The sequence below is a fragment of the Pedobacter soli genome (assembly GCF_900101435.1).
GTDB classification, from domain to species: Bacteria; Bacteroidota; Bacteroidia; order Sphingobacteriales; family Sphingobacteriaceae; genus Pedobacter; species Pedobacter soli.
Window position 1 is genome coordinate 404,701 of sequence record NZ_FMZH01000002.1, and the last position, 18,689, is coordinate 423,389.

An 18,689-nucleotide genomic window follows, 5' to 3' on the forward strand; every position below is an offset into this window, starting at 1 on the left:
GGGAGAAGGCTTAGTCTTTCTTCCTGTTTTTTATCAGCTCATCTTTCTTATATGCTATTCACCAAGTCCTTTGGGCTCTTATTGGGTTGTGCCTTTACTTTTTCGGTTGCTGTTATGGCACAGGGCCAGCCACAAGTATGGTTAACCAAAGCCGATCGTACAGCGCTATTTACCCGTCAGGCTACAGGCTTAAGCCTGGCTACAGCTAAAAACAAGCAACCCACCATTGTTGTAAACGATAAAGAAACTTTTCAAAGTATAGATGGTTTTGGCTATGCTTTAACCGGCGGTAGTGCCCAGCATATTGTTAAAATGTCGGCACCGGCAAGGGCAGCACTGCTTAAGGAACTTTTTGCAACCAATGGCGATAATATTGGGGTAAGCTACATCAGGTTAAGTATTGGTGCATCCGATTTAAACGAAAAAGTATTTTCATACAACGATCTTCCCGAAGGCCAAACCGATTTAGAACAGGCTAAATTTGATTTGGGCCCCGATAAAGCCGATGTTATTCCGGTAATGAAGGAGATCCTGGCCATTAACCCTAAAATTAAAATTATGGGTTCTCCGTGGTCTCCTCCCTTATGGATGAAAACAACATACGATGCCCGGGGTGGCATGCTGAAACCCGAATATTACGGTGCTTATGCTAAATATTTCGTACGTTACGTCCAGGAAATGCAAAAGGTAGGTATTGCTATCGATGCTATTACCGTGCAAAACGAGCCTTTACATCCGGGCAATAATCCCAGTTTATTTATGGCAGCACCCGATCAGGCACTTTTTGTAAAAAAGTTTCTGGGCCCCGCTTTTGCCAAAGCCAGCATTAAAACCAAAATTATTATTTACGATCACAATGCCGACCGGCCCGATTATCCAATCAGCATTTTAGATGACCCGGAAGCAAAGAAATATATATCAGGTTCGGCCTTTCACCTTTACGGCGGTAAAATAGAAGCTTTAACTGATGTGCATAATGCCCATCCCGATAAAAACATCTATTTCTCTGAACAAATGGTGGTAGAACAGCCCGATGCCGCAACCATCAATATCGTAAATCCGGTAAAGCGCTTAATTATTGGCGCTACACGTAACTGGAGCAAAAACGTTTTGGAATGGAACCTCGCAGCCGATCCGGAAAATAAGCCTTATACCGATAGGGGAGGTTGCTCTATGTGTCAGGGGGCAGTTACCATTAATGGCGATCAATATAGCCGCAACCTGGCTTACTTCTCCATAGCCCATGCTTCGAAGTTTGTAAGGCCGGGTTCCGTACGGGTTGCTTCTAATGAACTAAATGGTTTGGCCAACGTTGCCTTTAAAACACCGGACGGTAAATATGTGCTTATTGTGGCCAATAGCGGTAAGGAAGCTGCATCCTTTAATATCAGTCAAAATGGTAAAACTTACGCTGCGGCGCTCGATAAGGGTGCAGTAGCCACTTATATCTGGTAATTATCAATCGTCTCAACTATGTTTTTTAAAAAATCACTTTTATATATTTTACTGCTTGGCGGTGTTTCGTTTACCGGTTTTAGTCAGGGCTTTTTAAAAGCATCGGGTACTAAAATTGTTGATGGCCAGGGCCAGAATGTATTGTTGCGTGGCGTTGGCCTTGGCGGCTGGATGTTGCAGGAAGGCTATATGCTAAAAATTAATAACGAGGCGCAACAGTACCGCATCCGCGAAAGAATTGCCGACCTGATGGGGCCGAAGCAAACGCAGGAATTTTATGATGCCTGGCTGGATAACCACATGCGTAAAATTGATGTCGACTCGATGAAACGCTGGGGATTTAATTCCATCCGCCTGCCTATGCACTATAATCTTTATACCCTGCCGGTTGATCAGGAACCTGTGGCCGGAAAAAATACCTGGCTCGAAAAAGGTTTTGCCTTGACCGATAGCTTGCTCAACTGGTGTAAAGCCAATAAAATGTACCTCATTTTAGATCTGCATGCCGCACCGGGCGGTCAGGGGAACGATTTAAACATTGCCGATCGCGACCCATCAAAACCTTACCTTTGGGATAGTGAGGCCAACCAGGAAAAAACCATTGCCCTTTGGCGCAAACTGGCCGAACGTTATAAAAATGAACCTTACATTGGTGCCTACGATATTATAAATGAGCCAAACTACGGTTTCAGTAATCCGCAGGAAGATAAAAATGGCACTAAAGAAAAAGTAAACGCGCCTTTAAGAAAACTAATGGTAGAGATTACCAAAGCCATCCGCGAGGTAGATCAGCAGCACCTCATTATTATTGAAGGTAATGGTTGGGGCAATAACTACAATGGTATTTTTCCGCTGTGGGATAAAAACATGGCCTTAAGTTTTCATAAATATTGGAATTATAACGATCAGGCTTCAATTGCGCATATTATCAAAGCCCGCGATGAGCAGAATGTACCCGTTTGGCTGGGCGAAACAGGCGAAAACTCGAACGTTTGGTTTACCGATGCCATACAGCTTTTAGAAAAAAACAATATCGGCTGGTCGTGGTGGCCTTTAAAGAAAATCGGATTTAATAACCCGATGGAAATTAAATCGAACCCCAATTACGATGCACTGGTTAAATACCTGAACAATGGGGGTAATAAACCTAAAGACAGCAATGTGTATAGCGGATTGATGGAACTGGCCATTTATTCGAGGTTAGAAAATACCATTATTCACCACGATGTAATCGACGCCATGATTCGTCAGCCTTTTACGAACGAAACCAAAGCTTTCAAAGCCAATCTGATTAACAACAAAAGTATTATATATGCAGTAGATTACGATTTGGGTAGAAATGGTTTTGCTTATTTCGATACCGATACTGCCGATTACCATACTGTAACCAATAAAAGATCGGCAGGAAACCGCGGCAGGATTTATCGCAATGATGGGGTAGATATTGCCAAAGATTCGCTCCAGTACGAAAAATATTATGTAAACCACATCGAAAAGGGCGAGTGGTTGCAATACACGGTTAATGTTGCGCAGAAAGGCACTTACACCTTAAAAATAAATGCAGCAGCTGAAAATGCTACCGGACAGATCACGATTTTAATAGATGGTAAAGCCGTTGCCAAAGATGTAAGGGTTCCAAATACGGGCAATGCAAAAAAGTTTGCCACTTTCGAAATTAAAAATGTATCCTTAAACGCCGGAAAGCAAAAAATCAGGGTGCTGGCCGATAGCGGTGGTTATAATTTTAGCTATATTCAGTTTGTAAAATAAAAAGCAAGCATCATCTTGAAAGGTATAAAACGAATCCTGGTTATTTTAGGGGCGATGGCAGCAGTCATTATTATCCTTTCAAGATGCATGAATGCGGGCAATGATTTGCCAAAAGATATCAGGGGCGAAGCCTATACCGGTGCCGCCACCTGTATCAAATGCCATAAGGAGATTGGGCAATCTTTTACGCACAATGCGCATGGGTTAACTTCTAAACCAATAGCCAATCATCAATTACCGGTTTTTAAATCCGATTCGAATGTTTTTAGCTACGATGCGCACCAAAAGGTAGTGATCGAAAAACGAGCTGAGGGTATTTTTCAGGTTGCCTATGTAGATGGAAAAGATGTGCGGGCCCAAAAATTTGATATGGTATTTGGCTCGGGTGAGAAAGCTTATACTTATGCCTACTGGAAAGGCAAAAAATTATATGAATTGCCACTTTCTTATTTCTCGGCCATCCGGAATTGGGCCATTAGTCCGGGTTTCCCTAAACAAACCTTTTATTACGACCGGCCAATTGGCAGTCGTTGTTTAGAGTGCCATGCCAGCTATGTAGAGAAAAAAGTAACCCAAACTTCGGGTGTTTCTACAGATGAGGAGCTGGAACGTGGTGCCTTGCTTTATGGCATAGATTGCGAACGCTGCCACGGACCAGGCCGGCAACATGCAGTTTTTCACCTCGAAAACCCTGGAGAGAAAACGGCAAAGTTTATAACCATTTATAAAACGCTTAGCAGAAAGCAGAAAATGGATGCCTGCGGAGTATGTCACTCGGGTAATGCATTGGTTGCCCAAAAATCGGTTTTCGGTTTTCAGCCAGGTGATAATTTAGATGATTATTATGCTCAAGACTTTGCGGGCTTTGGTGGTGCCGATCCAGATGTACACGGCAACCAGACCGAGATGCTTAAGGGAAGCAATTGCTACCGCAAAAGCGAAACCATGACCTGCCAATCTTGCCACAATACGCACGAAAATATTAAAGGCAATTTAAAAATCTACTCGCAACGTTGTATCAGTTGCCATCAGCATAGCCAACACAGCGAAGCCACGCTTGCAAAAGGGGCGCTCAGCACCAATTGCATTGATTGCCATATGCCCAAAATAGCTTCCAAACTCATCACTTTTCAGCAGGCAGGTAAAGCTGATTTAAGTGCTTATTTATTGCGCTCACACCATATCGGCATTTATCCCGTTAATAGTAAGTAAACCAAATTCGGGTGGCAGAAATGCACAATGTGCTGATAAAGAACTTTGATTTCGTACATTTGGTTTCCTTCATCTTAGATAGTTGCCGATATGCTCATAAAAAATTACTTTGCCTTAATTACCCTTCTTCTTTTAAATACAGTTGTTTTTGCCCAAAGTAAATTTACCCTTAGTGGTACTATCCGCGATGCCGGCACCGGCGAAACTTTAATCGGCGCAACCATAAAAGTAATTGGTCCGGCAACCGGTGCAACTTTAACCAATGCTTATGGCTATTTTGCCTTAACGCAGGTGGAAGGAGAGTATACCGTATCGGTTAGCTATACCGGTTATGCACCCATCGTTAAAAAAATCAATTTGACAAAAGATACCAAGTTAAACGAAGAGCTAAAAAGTGCAAACGATCTGGCCGATGTAACCGTGAGCGCCACTAACCGCAAAAATGAAAACGTTAAAAGCGCACAAATGGGGCTCGAGCGGGTTGATATGAAAGCGCTCAATTCCATACCGGTATTGCTGGGCGAAAAAGATATTTTAAAAACCATACAGCTGCTGCCCGGTGTAAAATCGGGAGGCGAAGGCAATACTGGTTTTTATGTGCGTGGGGGAGCTGCCGATCAGAACCTGATAATACTCGATGAAGCGGTGGTGTACAACTCGTCGCACTTGCTGGGCTTCTTTTCTACTTTTAATGCCGATGCCATTAAAGATGTAAGCTTGTACAAAGGAGGCATGCCGGCACAATATGGTGGCAGGCTATCGTCTGTGTTAGATGTAAAAATGGACGATGGTAACAACAAAGAATTTAAGTTTCAGGGCGGTATAGGTTTAATTGCTTCGCGGATTAAAGCCGAGGGACCTATTGTAAAAGACCGCGGCTCGTTTATGGTAAGCTTTCGCCGTACCTATATCGATTTGTTTTTAAGGGCATCGCCAGATTCATCCGTAAATGGAAGCACCTTGAATTTTTACGATATTAACGCCAAGGCCAATTATAAAATCAACGATAAAAACACCATTTATATCTCCGGCTATTTTGGTAAAGATAATATCGGGGTAAAAGATTTATTTGAGAACAACTGGGGTAACGTAACCACCACCATCAGGTTAAATCACATTTTTAACGATCGTTTGTTTTCTAATACCTCGTTAATTTACAACAATTACAATTACACCGTTCGCTTGCTCAACGATGCGACTAATTTTAAGGCCACTTCGCTGGTGCGCGATTTTAATTTTAAAGAAGATTTTCAGTATTTCAGCAATAAACATATCCTCCGGTTCGGACTAAACGCTACCCAGCACCGCATTTCGCCGATTGATATTGATAGTGATGTGGCCTCGCAGGTAAATTCGCTTACACAGGAGCGCCGTTACGGAATCGAATCTGCCGCATATATTTCTGATGAGTGGAACGTTAACGAACACCTCAACTTTTTGTATGGAGTAAGGTTGGCTGCTTTCTCTTTAACGGGCCCTGGTAATTTTAATAATTACAATGCAGCAGGCGAAATCATTTCAACTGAAAATGTGGCTAATGGTAAATTCTACAGAAACTATTTCAATCTGGAACCCCGTTTTTCGGTAAGTTACCTGTTTAATGAAGAAAACTCTATTAAAGCATCATACAACCGCAATACGCAGAATGTTCATATTTTAACTAATGCCACTTCCAGTTCGCCTACCGATCAGTATGTGTTGAGCAGTAACAACATTAAACCCGAAATTGCCGATCAGGTGGCTTTAGGTTTTTTTAAAAATATTAAAGAAAATACTTACGAGCTTTCTGCCGAAATTTATTACAAATGGTTGCAAAACCAGATTGATTATAAAAACGCCGCCCAGTTATTGGCCAATTCAAATGTAGAATCGGAACTGATTTATGGTATTGGTCGGGCTTATGGAATGGAACTGTTTTTCAAAAAGAAATTTGGCAAGCTGAATGGATGGGTTGGTTATACCTTATCGCGCACCGAGCGTAAATTTACCGAATTAAATAACGGCAAATATTTTCCGGCGAGGCAAGATCGTACGCATGACATTTCACTGGTTGGTATTTACAACATGACCGCCAGGTGGACATTCTCATCGAGCTTTATTTACAGTACCGGTAATGCCGTTACCTATCCCGCAGGGAAATATACCATTGGCGGACAGCCGGCTTACTATTATACCCAGCGTAATGCAGGTCGAATGCCTTATAATATGCGTTTAGATGTAAGTGCAACATTAGAAGGAAAGAAAAGGGGTAAATACCAGTCGAGCTGGAATTTTGGTGTTTACAATCTATTGGGACGTAAAAATCCTTACTCCATAGAGTTTATTACCGATCCGGAAAATCCGAATAAAACCGCCGCGCAGCAAACCTCGCTTTTTGGGCTCATTCCTTCCATTACCTGGAACTTTAAATTTTAATGCCATGAAAAAACTGACGATATATTTTGCCCTTTTTACCTTGTGCCTCGCTTCCTGCAAGAAAATCATCTCAATTAAAACTGAAAACGCCGACCCGCAACTGGTAATCGAAGGTATTATCAATAACCAGCTGATGGATCAGGAAATAAAAATCAGCAAAACCATTGGTTATACCGAAGAAAACATTTTTCCAAAAATTTCAGGTGCCACCGTTACCGTTACCGATAACAAGGGAAATAGCTTTGTATTTAAAGAAAGTACTAAGCCGGGTACTTATATTAACAGGATGAAAGGTGAGCCGGGCGTTACCTACAATTTAAATGCAACCGTTGAGGGGCAAAACTATACCGCCAGTTCTAAAATGCCTAATGTGGTTAAAATGGATTCGATTGGGATCATTAAAAATACTTTTTTTGGGCGTGACCGTAAAACAGCGGCTGCATTTTTCACCGATCCGGTTAATGAAGTTAATTACTATCATTTTAACTTGTATGTAAACGATGTGCTGTCAAGACGCTATTATGCCAGCAACGACAGGCTAACCAATGGCAATGATTTACGGATTCAGCTCTTTTTTAAACCCAATAACGACCACGACAGCGACGAACTGAACACCAATGATAAGGTTAGGGTTGAAATGGAATGTGTAGACAGTAACATTTTCGATTATTGGTATGCCTTGAGCCAGCAGGCAGACCGCGGGCCTAATCAGGGTACCACGCCGGCCAATCCAACTTCCAATATTTCGAATAACGCCTTAGGTTATTTCAGTGCAAACACTTATCAGGTACTTACCACAACTGTGAAGTAAGCATTAGTTAAAACTGCTGATCAGATTTACTGTTAAATTAAGATGAAAGTATTTATAAGCGGCAACATTGCTCCGGTTGGTTTAAAGCAACTGGAAGAAAATAATATTACCATTACCCAATGGAAAGAAAACCGGCAGATTACTGCCGAAGAGCTGATTGAAGCCTGTCAGGATCAGGACGCTTTGATTAGTGTTGGCCCCAATAAAATTAATGCAGCTTTTTTAAACGCCTGCAGTCATTTAAAGGTTATTGCACTCCATTCAGTAGGCTTCGATCAGGTTGATGTGGCTGAGGCTAAAAAATTAAATATCCCAATTGGTAATACACCCGGCGTTTTGAGTGCAGCAACTGCAGATACCGCCTTTTTGCTGATGCTGGCCGTATCACGCAAAGCTTTCTTTGCTTACCAGAAAATTATCAGGGGCGAATGGAAAAAATACGAGCCATCTCCGGAGCTCGGGATCGAATTAAACGGTAAAACCCTGGGTATTTTCGGTCTGGGTAAAATAGGTCTGGAAATGGCTAAAAAATGTGCAGCAGCCTATCAAATGGATGTGATTTACCACAACCGTTCGCAAAATATCGAAGCCGAGCAGGAAATCGGCGCCAGGTATGTTTCTTTCGAAGAGCTATTGGCTCAAAGCGATGTGCTATCCGTGCATACTGCCTTAACTCCCGAGACCAGAGAGAAATTTACCTTCGAGGTATTTAGCCAGATGAAATCCAATGCTATTTTCATCAATACAGCCAGGGGAGGCATTCACAACGAAACCGATTTGATTCGTGCATTGCAAGAAAAGGTGATTTGGGGTGCAGGACTTGATGTTACCAATCCCGAACCCATGGATAAAGAAAATCCCTTGCTCAGTATGGAAAATGTAGCTGTTTTACCTCACATTGGCTCAGCCACCGAAGAAACAAGAGCAGCCATGGCCAAAATTATTGTACAGAATATTGTTGCCGGACTGAAGGGGGAGCAGTTGCCTTTTGAAGTGAAATAAATACAAATTTTATTGGTTGATGGTCAATAGTTTATGGTTGATAGGCATGGTGCCAATTCCTCATGGCTATTAACTATCGACCATTGACTCTTTTGAAGTGAAGTAAGCAGAAAGACTATTGGTTGATAGTTAATGGTTGATAGACATGGTGCCAATTCCTCATGGCTATTAACTATCGACCATTAACTCTCTTGAAGTGAAGTAAGCAGAAAGACTAGTGGTTGATAGTCAATGGTTGATAGACTTAGACCTATTCTTCAAGGCTATTAACTATCAACCATTAACTAAAGACTCTTTCTATTTAACGGTGTACTTAAACACCGATCTGCCCAGGTTTCCGTTGGCATCAATACCTTCAATAATTACTTTGTACTGTCCTCTGCCATCAGCGTTATAATATTCGAAAGAAGCGTTGCCGGTTGCATCAGTAACTACTTTAGGGTTCCAGTAAATGGTCGTTCTTAAGTCGTTACGGTTCATGTTGGCAGGTACATCGTAGCGTGGCGAATAGAACTGCTTTTCTTTGTTATAGCCCTGTGGCGAGAAAGTAAGCTCGTAGTATTTAGGCAGCATATCCATTAGCTGTGCTTTCGTAATTTTAGTTCCTTTAGGCGCTTTTTTCTGGTTAAATACAATTACACCATTTACATTGTTGGCACGGTTAACCAGGCCTAAATCGTCTCTTAAAAACACCTCAACCGATTCAAGTTGATTGGCATCTAAAGTATTGATCTGGTTTACATCCACATTCATTCCGTTAATAAAAATACCCATTGGGATTCTTTTACCCTGATTATAATCGCGTGTTACGTAAAAGTTATTGTCGGCATAAGTAACACCTGCCAGCATTCCCTGTAAGCAGTTAATCAGTAAACCACAACCTTTTAAGCGGTCGCCAGGTATTTCATGGTCTGCCATCTGACTAAGCCCTGAAAGTGACGGATAATCTTTGTGGCTTACTTTCGGTATTACTGCAGCCTTAATGTTTACATCTTTCAAAGTGTGTAAATAAGCATATTGGCGCTTACTGTTATCCAGATAAGAAGTTAAGGCACTATCGATATTTAAAACCTCTTCGGCCGCACTGAAATTGCGGGTAAGGGTAGGTACCGGTGCACCGTTTAGGCTCAAGGTCATGTTTTTATAGTTTACGTTATACTTAGCGGTAACCGTAACCTTTGATGAATCGTTAAATACCAGGTTTGAGAATTTAAAGTTTCCTACCGGATCGGTTGTGCCTTCCTGGTTAAAACGTTTATCGGGGATACTTAACAATAAAGCTCCTTTTCTAACCGGGATTCCGTTGTTTTGTCTTAAAATTCCAGAAATTTCTATCCCTTGCTCAGGTAGGAAATCAATTTTAGGCAGTTTATTGGCAATAATGTCGGTATATTTAAAGCTGCGGTAACCCTGGGTAAGTAAAAGCACATCTAAATCTGCATTTTTCTTGGCATCGGGTGCATTGAAATAGTAATTGGCTTTTTCGATATAACCTTTAACATCGCTGCTTAATAAAAGCCCGGTTAAAATGGTACTGGTTGCATCTTCGCTTGATGGCACTTTGGTTTCATCTACAACTGCTACCGAGAAGCTACCCTCAACAGGGGCGCCATCTTTTTTGGCTGCAACGTTAATTTTAACCTTTTTCTTAACACCATAAGTAGTTGCCGCACTGGTTAAAGCCACTGCCATATTGTTTTTATGCTGTACAAAAACAAGTCTTTCGCTTAGTGGCTTACCATATTCGTTAAACAGCGTTAACTGTGCAATTCCGGTCGGGAATTTAGATTTAAGAATAGTTGTATTGTACTCTTTATTTGATAAAGCTGTTTGTGCACCATAGCAAATTACGCCTTTGCTTTGTGCAATGAGGTAAAGTTTTTTGCCCTGGTTTTCCGCAAAAAAAGCGTCGTTGGCCGCAATTTTAATAACCACATTGTCGGCATTGCTGTTATCTACATTTAGCACTACGCCATTCGCAGTTACAGCAGGTAAATTATAGCTTTGTGTGGTGCCATCGGCATAAGTAACGGCAGCTTTATAAGTTTTACCAGCTTCGGCAAGTAAATTAAAGCTGCCCATACCCAAATGCTGATCGCTAAAAGTAGCTACAGTTTTGCCTTCACTATCGGTAACGGTACCTTTGGCGCCAATACCTAAACCATCGCTCTTAATGGCTTTAAAGGCTACTTTGTTGGTTAAGCCGGCCACTAAATTTCCGCCTTCAGGGAAAAACTGAATATCTTTACTTACAATGGCATTTTTAAGGGAGAATGAACTGCTCGCTACGTCTTTATCGGTAGTGTTAATGGCGGTTACCAGCTCTCCTTTTTGCAACTGATACTCGGCTTTTTGCGCATTGGTCATGGCAATGGTCAGGTAGCCGTTTGCATCGGTGGTTCCGCGACCTCTGGCAATTACCGTATAACTGGTTACCACTTGCCAGCTTACATTTCTGTTAGCGTAAGGTTTATTGTTGGCATCTTTAAACTGTACGCGGGCATCAATTTTCTCCTGCTTGTCGGTTGAAGTATTTTTGTAGGTGATGTGCGTTTTTAATTCCTTATCAATGGCTTCGCCAACGTAAAATGTTTTGTTAAAATAGGCCGGGTCTGGGTTGTTAAGCATCCATAAAGTATAGGCCCTGATGTGGTAATTGCCTTGCTTGTAATTCACCTGATCTAAAGGAAAACTGCCATAGGCAAATCCTCCGGTAATGGGAAGTTTTAGGGTTTGAATCAGTGAATCTTTCTGGTTAATTACATCCACATAAATGATTTTACTAATACCTGATAAAAAATTCTGGTTTTCGGTAACGTAGGCTTTAAACCAAACGGTATCGGCCACGGCATAATAAGGCTTATCGAAATGAAGATAAATTTTCTCGTTAGGATAATCGGTCAAAACCTTATTGGTTTTGCTGATAATTGTATTTATACTCACGGTGTCGGTTTGGGCCGACGAAGAAAAATTTAGTGCTAAGAGAAATGAAAGTATAATAAACGATAATCTATAAATCTTCATGAATTGGATGTTAAATGCTAATCCTGTAAATATATCCAATTATCAATAGAGCTCCTAAATTGTACGGCGGTTTAACACTTTTTTACAAAAGTTTATGATTCCGCACCAAAGTCGTCATTGGGGCTCACGCTCGTTTACTGTCTGTCCGTAGTGTTCCGCAGGGCACTACGGATTACAGCATAGAATAGAGTCTCTGACTCGCTCTATAATCATTGAGTTGTAAACTCAACATTATTCGAAAATCCGTAGAGACGCTGCGCTTAACTCTACGGACAGTATGTAAAATAGAAGCGTAGGGCTATTAAAATCGCTAAAACAAACCCTGTCTGTCCGTAGTGTTCCGCAGGGCACTACGGATCGCAGCATATAATAGAGTCTCTGACTCGCTCTATAATCATTGAGTTGTAAACTCAACATTATTCGAAAATCCGTAGAGACGCTGCGCTTAACTCTATGGACAGTATGTGCTATTAAAGCACGCGTTAGAAACGCGCGCAAGCTACAAACAAAAACAGGCCACTAAAGAGCGGCCTGCGTTTGAAATATAATGGGTGTTTGCCTTTTAATTTAATTCGATTACGAATTCTTCTTTCGGAGAACGTACTTTTTTAAGGTTTACCAACCAATCGCCTGCTTCGTCTCTGTGACCTAAAGGCAATAGGGTAACACTTTTTAAACCTTTTTTATCTAAACCTAAAAGTTCATCTAAAGCTGGTCCGTTAAAGCCTTCCATTGGGGTAGCATCTACTTTTAATAAAGCGGCTTCTGCAATGGCAACGCCAAAACCAATATAAGCCTGACGTGCAGCATGGTTGAAGTTTTCTTCGGCACTTCTCGATAAAATCATGCCTTTAAGTTGTGCTTTGTAAGCATCGGTACCTTCTTGTGGTAAACCACGCTCAGCATTCATTCTGGTAAATACTGCATCAATTCCTTCTTCAGTATAATTTTCGTTTGCAGCGAAGATTAGCAGGTGCGATGAATCAATAATCTGCGATTGGTTATAAGCAATCGGAGCAATTTTCTCTTTTAACTCCTGGTTGGTAACTACAATCACTTTAAATGGCTGTAAGCCTGATGATGTTGGAGCCAAATGCGCAGCCGCAACAATTTTATCAACTTTTTCTTGTTCAACGGGCTGGCCATTCATTTTTTTAACGGCATAACGCCAGTTTAGGGCATCTATTAAACTCATATCTTTTGATTATTTTTTTAAATTTTACGAAGCAAATATGGGGATAAGCTTTTTGCCGACTGTTGATGTATGGTAAGAAAAAATAATTTTGAGCAAATTGTATAAGCTGCTGACTTCAGTCTGCAGCAATATGGGGCATCAGATCAGACCCCGGGATTGTGCGCTGGCAACCTCAAAAATGGAACACTGCTTTAGCCTTTTAGCCCCGGTTGAAGCGTTACCCTGCAGCAACGAGGTACGAGGAAGCGAAGCGTAAAAGCGAAAAACGGGAAGAAACTTATTGCTTATTACAGGCATTGCGCTCCAATAAAAAAACGGGTCACTATTGAACTATGATTTTTGTATGTTAATCCAAAAACCTCAAATCGCTGCGTACGGGGAAATGGTCTGACAGCTTGGCCTGCGTAATTTTATAGTTAAGTACCTCAAGTTCTTTAGAAGTGGCAATGTAATCGATCTGAAAATTAGGGAATTTACCGTTATAGGTTTTGCCAAAACCACTACCTTTTTTAATGAAACTGTTGTTGAGCCCGGCAGTAATTTGGGTAACCACGTATGAGGCAGGGGTATCATTAAAATCGCCGGCAATTAAATAAGGGGTTTTACAGCTGGCCATCTCCTTTTTCATAATATCTACCTGACCGCTCCGCTTATAAAAAGCACTTTTCAGCATCCTTAAGATGCGTTTGGAAGGCTGTAATTCGGTGTTCATTTCTTTTACCTTATCCAGATAGTCGTAATCTTGTTTTTCGAAAGAAATAGATTGAAAGTGCACATTGTAGACCCTTAAGGTTTTACCTTTTATGTTTAAATCGGTATAAATACTCATGTTGCCCGCATAGCCTTCAACAAAGGGGATTTTACCCGAATCTTTAATCGGGAATTTGGAGAATATGGCTAAACCCGTTGCTTCGTAATCATTTTTGTTGGTAGGTACAAAGTAATAGTCCTTGGTGTTTAGCAACAATTTTAAACTGTCTACCGTGTCGAAAGCACCTTTATAGCGGGTAAAAAACTCCTGGAAACAGATGATGTCGGGGTTTTGATCTTTAACCACCTGCAGCATTTTTTCTTTAACCGATTCGGTATTGTCTTTGCCGTAAAGCTTAAAGCTGTGCACGTTGTAGGTCATCATCCGGATGGTGTTATCAGCCCTTTCAACAGGGCCTTCATCGCCGCCTATGGCAAAAGTTGCTTTTAAAGTTTTGGCTCCAACAGCTATAACAAGGATGGTTGCTACAGCAAAAAGCCATTTCTTGCTCAATAACCACCAAACGAGAAAAATAATATTGCAAAAAAGTACATAGGGGTAGGCCAAGCCGAAAAATGCAATAATGGCATGTTTGCGCGGATCCATGTTGCCGGCAAGTAAACCCACGAGCAAAGCTATTGCCAGTGCTACAGCAATGGGCAGAAGAAGTTTATCAAAGAAATTGTACTTTTTCTTTTTTGCCATTAATCTTTACTTGCCTTAAATAATTTTTCTTTTTCTGCTGCCGTCAATTTATCGTATCCTGAAGTAGATATTTTGTCTAAAATGGCATCAATTTCCTGCTGCGAAACTCCAGCTTTAGCGTCTGTCTTTTTGAGGGGCTTGTCGTTTCTTACTACCTTCAGTTTTGGTTTGCGCTCAAATAATTTGCTCCAGTCGTTTCCGTTTTGCAGGCTTTTGATGTAAAAGAAACCCAGCAGGGCTCCACCAATATGAGCGAAGTTGCCGCCAGCATTTGCTGATGATAGGCCGATAAACGAAATCAGGAAGTAAACAATCGCTATCCATTTAATCTTTACTTCGCCAAAAAGCAACAGCATAATGGTATAATTGGGCACCAGGGTGGCGGCTGCTACCATGATGGCCATAACTGCTGCAGACGAACCAATAACGGTTTGCCCCAATAAAGTATCGGCAAATACAGGGATGGTATTTAAACAAATCAGGTAAATTAAGGCTCCGGCTAAACCTCCCGTAAGGTACACAAAATGAAACTGCCTGCTTTTCAGGAAATTCATGAATATGCTGCCGAACCAAAATAAGCCCAGCATGTTAAACAGGATGTGAAGAATCCCATCATGAAAAAACATGTAGGTGAAGGGGGTGTAAAAACGTTCTGTTAGTTTAGGAAGGTTGGAAGGTAAGCCTACATATTCTCTAACCAGTTCGCCCATATCTAATGTTGATTTGCTGAAAAAAACGAGCACACCGATAATGGCGGTAACCAGAAACAAAATCACGTTAATACCAATGTAAAAAAACAGCGGATTGCCGGATTGAAAAATCTTGTACTTTAAATCTTTAACCGTATTATTCATAGAGCGTATAAAATGTATCGTTCTTGTCTTTCCATATTTTAACCAGTATAAAGCCGATTAAAGCGCCACCCAAATGCGCATAGTGGGCAATAGAATCGCCTTCGAACCGGGCAACACCTAAAGATAGTTCTATTAAAATATAAATTGGAATAATGTATTTGGCTTTTACGGGTACCGGAATAAACATAATCAGCAACTCAGCGTTTGGATACAGCATACCGAAAGCAACCAATAATCCAAAAATAGCTCCCGAAGCACCTACCATGCCGCCAAAGTAAATGCTACGCAATGTAACAGCTTGTGCCATAGAGAGCTGTTGTGTATTAAACTGACCCTCCAGTAATGCAGCCATATCTATTTTACCATTGTTGATTACGCTGCCTATAATTTGATGTACTTCGTATGCCTGTACTGCCCACTGTAAAGCCAGTGCTCCCAAACCGGTAATAAAATAAAAGATAATAAATTTCTTCCCGCCCCACCTTGATTCCAGTAAACTTCCAAAAGAATACAATGCAAACATGTTAAAAAAGATGTGCGCAAGACCTCCATGCATAAACATGTAGGTAACAGGCTGCCAAAATCTATATTTGGGCGAATCAAAATAAAAAACCCCAAAAAGATCGTCGAGATGCAGATTGGTAAGTAAAAAGGTTGCTGCGAAAAATAAGATATTAATAATCAGCAGGTTTTTAACTACTGGTGGGATATATATGTTGTTCATTTAATTTTTAAAGTTGTTTAATCGGTTATTAACGGTTTAACTGGTTAATTGTTTAAATCGGTTAACTGTTATTTTATCGTATTTAACATCAAAGCTTTAGTCTCTGATTTTTTTACCACCTCAGACACCTAAGGGCACCTCAGCTTTTGCTTTGGTCTTTCAGCTTTGGTCTTTGGTCTTTTCACCACCTAAGACATCTAAGGGCACCTAAGCTTTGTGCTTTGGTCTTTCAGCTTTGGTCTTTTCGCTTTCCTCTTTTCACCACCTCAGACACCTAAGGGCACCTCAGTTTTTCGCTTTGGTCTTTCGGCTTTAGTCTTTCGGCTTTGGTCTTCTGCTCCAAATCTTCGGTCTTCCGACTTTCGGACTCCGGTCTTATTTTTCAAACTTCTTATCCAGCTCCGCTAAAGTAATGGTTTGGATAATTGGTTTACCACTCACACTAAAGTTAGGGGTTTTGCAGGCAAAAAGTTCATCAATAAGCGTATTCATTTCTTCCTGAGCCAAACTTGTACCTGCTTTAATGGCGCTGTTTTTAGCCAGGCTTCGCGCTAAACTGTCGCGCTTGTTCAATTTTAATTCCTGTTGCGAGTTTTTAAAGCCCTCAATCAGTTGTTCAAACAACTGTGTTTCATTGATGTTGCTACTGCCTAAATCGACCGGAACACCTTCTACCACCAGGGTATTTTTACCAAATTCGCGTACATCGAAACCTAAGCTTTTAATATCATCTAACAAACTTTTAGCCAGTTCAAAATCCTGTGCATTCAGCGTAATGGTTTGCGGAAACAAACTTTGCTGCGAAGCACCTTTGCGGTCGTCGAGATGTACGAGGAAACGCTCGTAAAGGATTCGCTCATGTGCCATTTGCTGATCGATAACCATTAAACCCGATTTAATCTGCGAAACAATATAACGGTTGTGCAACTGCATATATTGCTTTTGCTTGGTCTCTAAAACCGCATCGTCAGCCTCGTAAAAGCTGGTTTGTTCTACTACAGGTTGTTCGGTAATATCGTAAAGCGTACCCCAGTTTTTAGCACTGGGCTTGGCATCATAATTTCTTGGCGAAGAAGCATAACCCGAAGTAGAACTTTTGTCGCTGGCAAAAGGGTTAAAATCGGGATTGAAGTTAATGCTCGGCGGCACAATGTCTTCAACCGCTTTGTGCGTAATCATATTGCTGAAACCTGTTTCCTGATCAAAATCAAGGGTAGGGGCAATGTTATACCGACCAATAGAACGCTTAACCGCCGATTTTAGAATGGCATAAATCGATTTCTCGTCGAGGTATTTAATTTCGGTTTTAGTCGGGTGAACGTTCACATCTATTTTTGCCGGATCGATTTCGATAAACAGTACGTATAGCGGGTAACTGTCTTCTGGTAAAAGATCTTCGAAAGCCGTACTTACCGCATGGTTTAAATACGGATCTTTAATAAAACGGTTGTTCACAAAGAAGAACTGCTCGCCACGGGTTTTCTTGGCAAAGGCAGGCTTCCCGATATATCCTTTCAGGTTAATGATGCTGGTTTCTTCTTCTACAGGTACCAGTCGTTCGTTATAATTGTTGCCAAAAAGATGGATAATGCGTTGTTTCAAATTACCCTTAGGCAGGTTAAAAATTTCTACCCCATCATGGTGCAGGCTAAAAAATACCTCGGGATGTGCCAGGGCCACACGTTGAAATTCGTCGAGGATGTGGCGCATTTCTACCGGATTACTCTTTAAGAAATTTCTTCGTGCAGGGGTGTTAAAAAACAGGTTCTTAATTGCAATCTGCGTGCCTGGTGAAGTAGCTACAGGTTCCTGCGCGATTACCTGTGCACCTTCAATGGAAATACAGGTGCCAATTTCATCTTCGTGCCTGCGGGTTTTCATTTCTACCTGCGCAATGGCCGCAATAGAAGCCATGGCCTCGCCACGGAAACCCATGGTGCGGATGGCAAATAAATCTTCGGCCTTTTTTACCTTTGAGGTGGCATGACGTTCGAAACACATGCGCGCATCGGTAACGCTCATTCCACAGCCGTTATCGATAATCTGAATCAGGGCTTTACCTGCATCTTTTACCACCAGTTGAATTTTATCTGCACCGGCATCTATCGAATTTTCGAGCAATTCTTTTACTGCAGAGGCAGGTCGTTGAACAACTTCTCCGGCAGCAATCTGATTGGCAACAGCATCAGGCAATAAGTGAATAATATCAGTCATGTATAAGGGCAAAGTGAATTCGCTAAATTATGCAAAATAAGCTTAAAGAACCGGAATTGTTTAAAACTCAACATGTAAATGACTGTAGGTAAATGGGATTAATTGGTTCACTGGTCATTAGTTCATTTGTTTAACCGGTTAACTGTTTGAATCGGTTAACCGGGCATCGTCATCTGTAAATATGTCGAAATCTGTTATAAAGTGGGATGGTTTTAGGAAAGTGAGCTATCCTTTCTACTTTTTGGTATTCGGAACGAAATCGCCGGGGTTGGAAAAGTCGGAGGTCAGAGGTCGGGAGTCCGAAGTCTGGGGGCCTAATCATCGTTCGCTGCTTAGGTGTGCTTAGGTGTCTGAGGTGGTGAAAAAGCTTAAAACAAAAAGACTAAAGCTAAAAGCTTAGGTGTCTGAGTTGGTCGAACGAGTTTGGAGTTGAGAATTTGGAGTTTGGGAGGGGAAAGGATGGAAAATGTAAAATGGACGATTGAATGAAACGCCCAACTCTGTGTCCTCTGCGTCTTTTCCTCTGTGTGCTTTGTGGTTAAAAAAATGTCGGAGGC

The 18,689-nt window shown here is 41.4% G+C and carries 12 protein-coding genes; 6 read left to right on the plus strand and 6 right to left on the minus strand.

The window, feature by feature from the left end; genetic code table 11:
- The first annotated feature begins 51 nt into the window (after window positions 1–51).
- The 6 genes from BLR37_RS05610 to BLR37_RS05635 all read left to right on the plus strand — a co-directional run bounded on the left by BLR37_RS05610 (window position 52) and on the right by BLR37_RS05635 (window position 8,665).
- Window positions 52–1,455 (plus strand): glycoside hydrolase family 30 protein, encoded by a 1,404-nt coding sequence (locus BLR37_RS05610; protein WP_090765703.1) that lies wholly within the window; start codon window positions 52–54, stop codon window positions 1,453–1,455.
- Between the two features lie 18 nt (window positions 1,456–1,473).
- The gene (locus BLR37_RS05615) at window positions 1,474–3,225 is read left to right on the plus strand and encodes a cellulase family glycosylhydrolase (RefSeq protein WP_090765706.1); all 1,752 of its coding nucleotides are present in this window, start codon (window positions 1,474–1,476) and stop codon (window positions 3,223–3,225) included.
- 54 nt (window positions 3,226–3,279) lie between these two features.
- Window positions 3,280–4,437 carry a multiheme c-type cytochrome gene (locus BLR37_RS05620; RefSeq protein WP_143009539.1) on the plus strand — a complete coding sequence of 386 codons (1,158 nt, stop codon included), beginning with the start codon at window positions 3,280–3,282 and terminating at the stop codon, window positions 4,435–4,437.
- Window positions 4,438–4,527: 90 nt separating this feature from the next.
- Window positions 4,528–6,852 carry a TonB-dependent receptor gene (locus tag BLR37_RS05625; protein ID WP_090765712.1) on the plus strand — a complete coding sequence of 775 codons (2,325 nt, stop codon included), beginning with the start codon at window positions 4,528–4,530 and terminating at the stop codon, window positions 6,850–6,852.
- 4 nt (window positions 6,853–6,856) lie between these two features.
- The gene (locus tag BLR37_RS05630) at window positions 6,857–7,663 is read left to right on the plus strand and encodes a DUF4249 domain-containing protein (RefSeq protein WP_090765715.1); all 807 of its coding nucleotides are present in this window, start codon (window positions 6,857–6,859) and stop codon (window positions 7,661–7,663) included.
- 42 nt (window positions 7,664–7,705) lie between these two features.
- A complete protein-coding gene (locus BLR37_RS05635) occupies window positions 7,706–8,665 on the plus strand; it encodes a 2-hydroxyacid dehydrogenase (protein WP_090765719.1) in 960 nt (319 codons plus the stop codon).
- A gap of 297 nt (window positions 8,666–8,962) precedes the next feature.
- Here the strand turns inward: BLR37_RS05635 and BLR37_RS05640 are convergent, their stop codons facing one another.
- The 6 genes from BLR37_RS05640 to mutL form a co-directional block, all read right to left on the minus strand.
- Entirely contained in the window at window positions 8,963–11,689 is a 2,727-nt protein-coding gene (locus BLR37_RS05640) for an Ig-like domain-containing protein (RefSeq protein ID WP_244154603.1), read from the minus strand.
- 562 nt (window positions 11,690–12,251) lie between these two features.
- Entirely contained in the window at window positions 12,252–12,884 is a 633-nt protein-coding gene (locus tag BLR37_RS05645; RefSeq protein WP_039475364.1) for a nitroreductase family protein, read from the minus strand.
- A gap of 346 nt (window positions 12,885–13,230) precedes the next feature.
- Entirely contained in the window at window positions 13,231–14,340 is a 1,110-nt protein-coding gene (locus tag BLR37_RS05650) for an endonuclease/exonuclease/phosphatase family protein (RefSeq protein WP_090765721.1), read from the minus strand.
- A complete protein-coding gene (locus BLR37_RS05655; protein WP_090765724.1) occupies window positions 14,340–15,194 on the minus strand; it encodes a rhomboid family intramembrane serine protease in 855 nt (284 codons plus the stop codon). The genes BLR37_RS05650 and BLR37_RS05655 overlap by 1 nt, the downstream gene beginning before the upstream one ends.
- Entirely contained in the window at window positions 15,187–15,918 is a 732-nt protein-coding gene (locus BLR37_RS05660; RefSeq protein ID WP_090765727.1) for a rhomboid family intramembrane serine protease, read from the minus strand. Before BLR37_RS05660 ends, BLR37_RS05655 begins: the two co-directional genes overlap by 8 nt.
- A 375-nt stretch (window positions 15,919–16,293) precedes the next feature.
- Complete coding sequence (gene mutL / locus BLR37_RS05665; protein ID WP_039475353.1) at window positions 16,294–18,132, minus strand: DNA mismatch repair endonuclease MutL; 1,839 nt, start codon at window positions 18,130–18,132, stop codon at window positions 16,294–16,296.
- Between the last annotated feature and the right edge of the window lie 557 nt (window positions 18,133–18,689).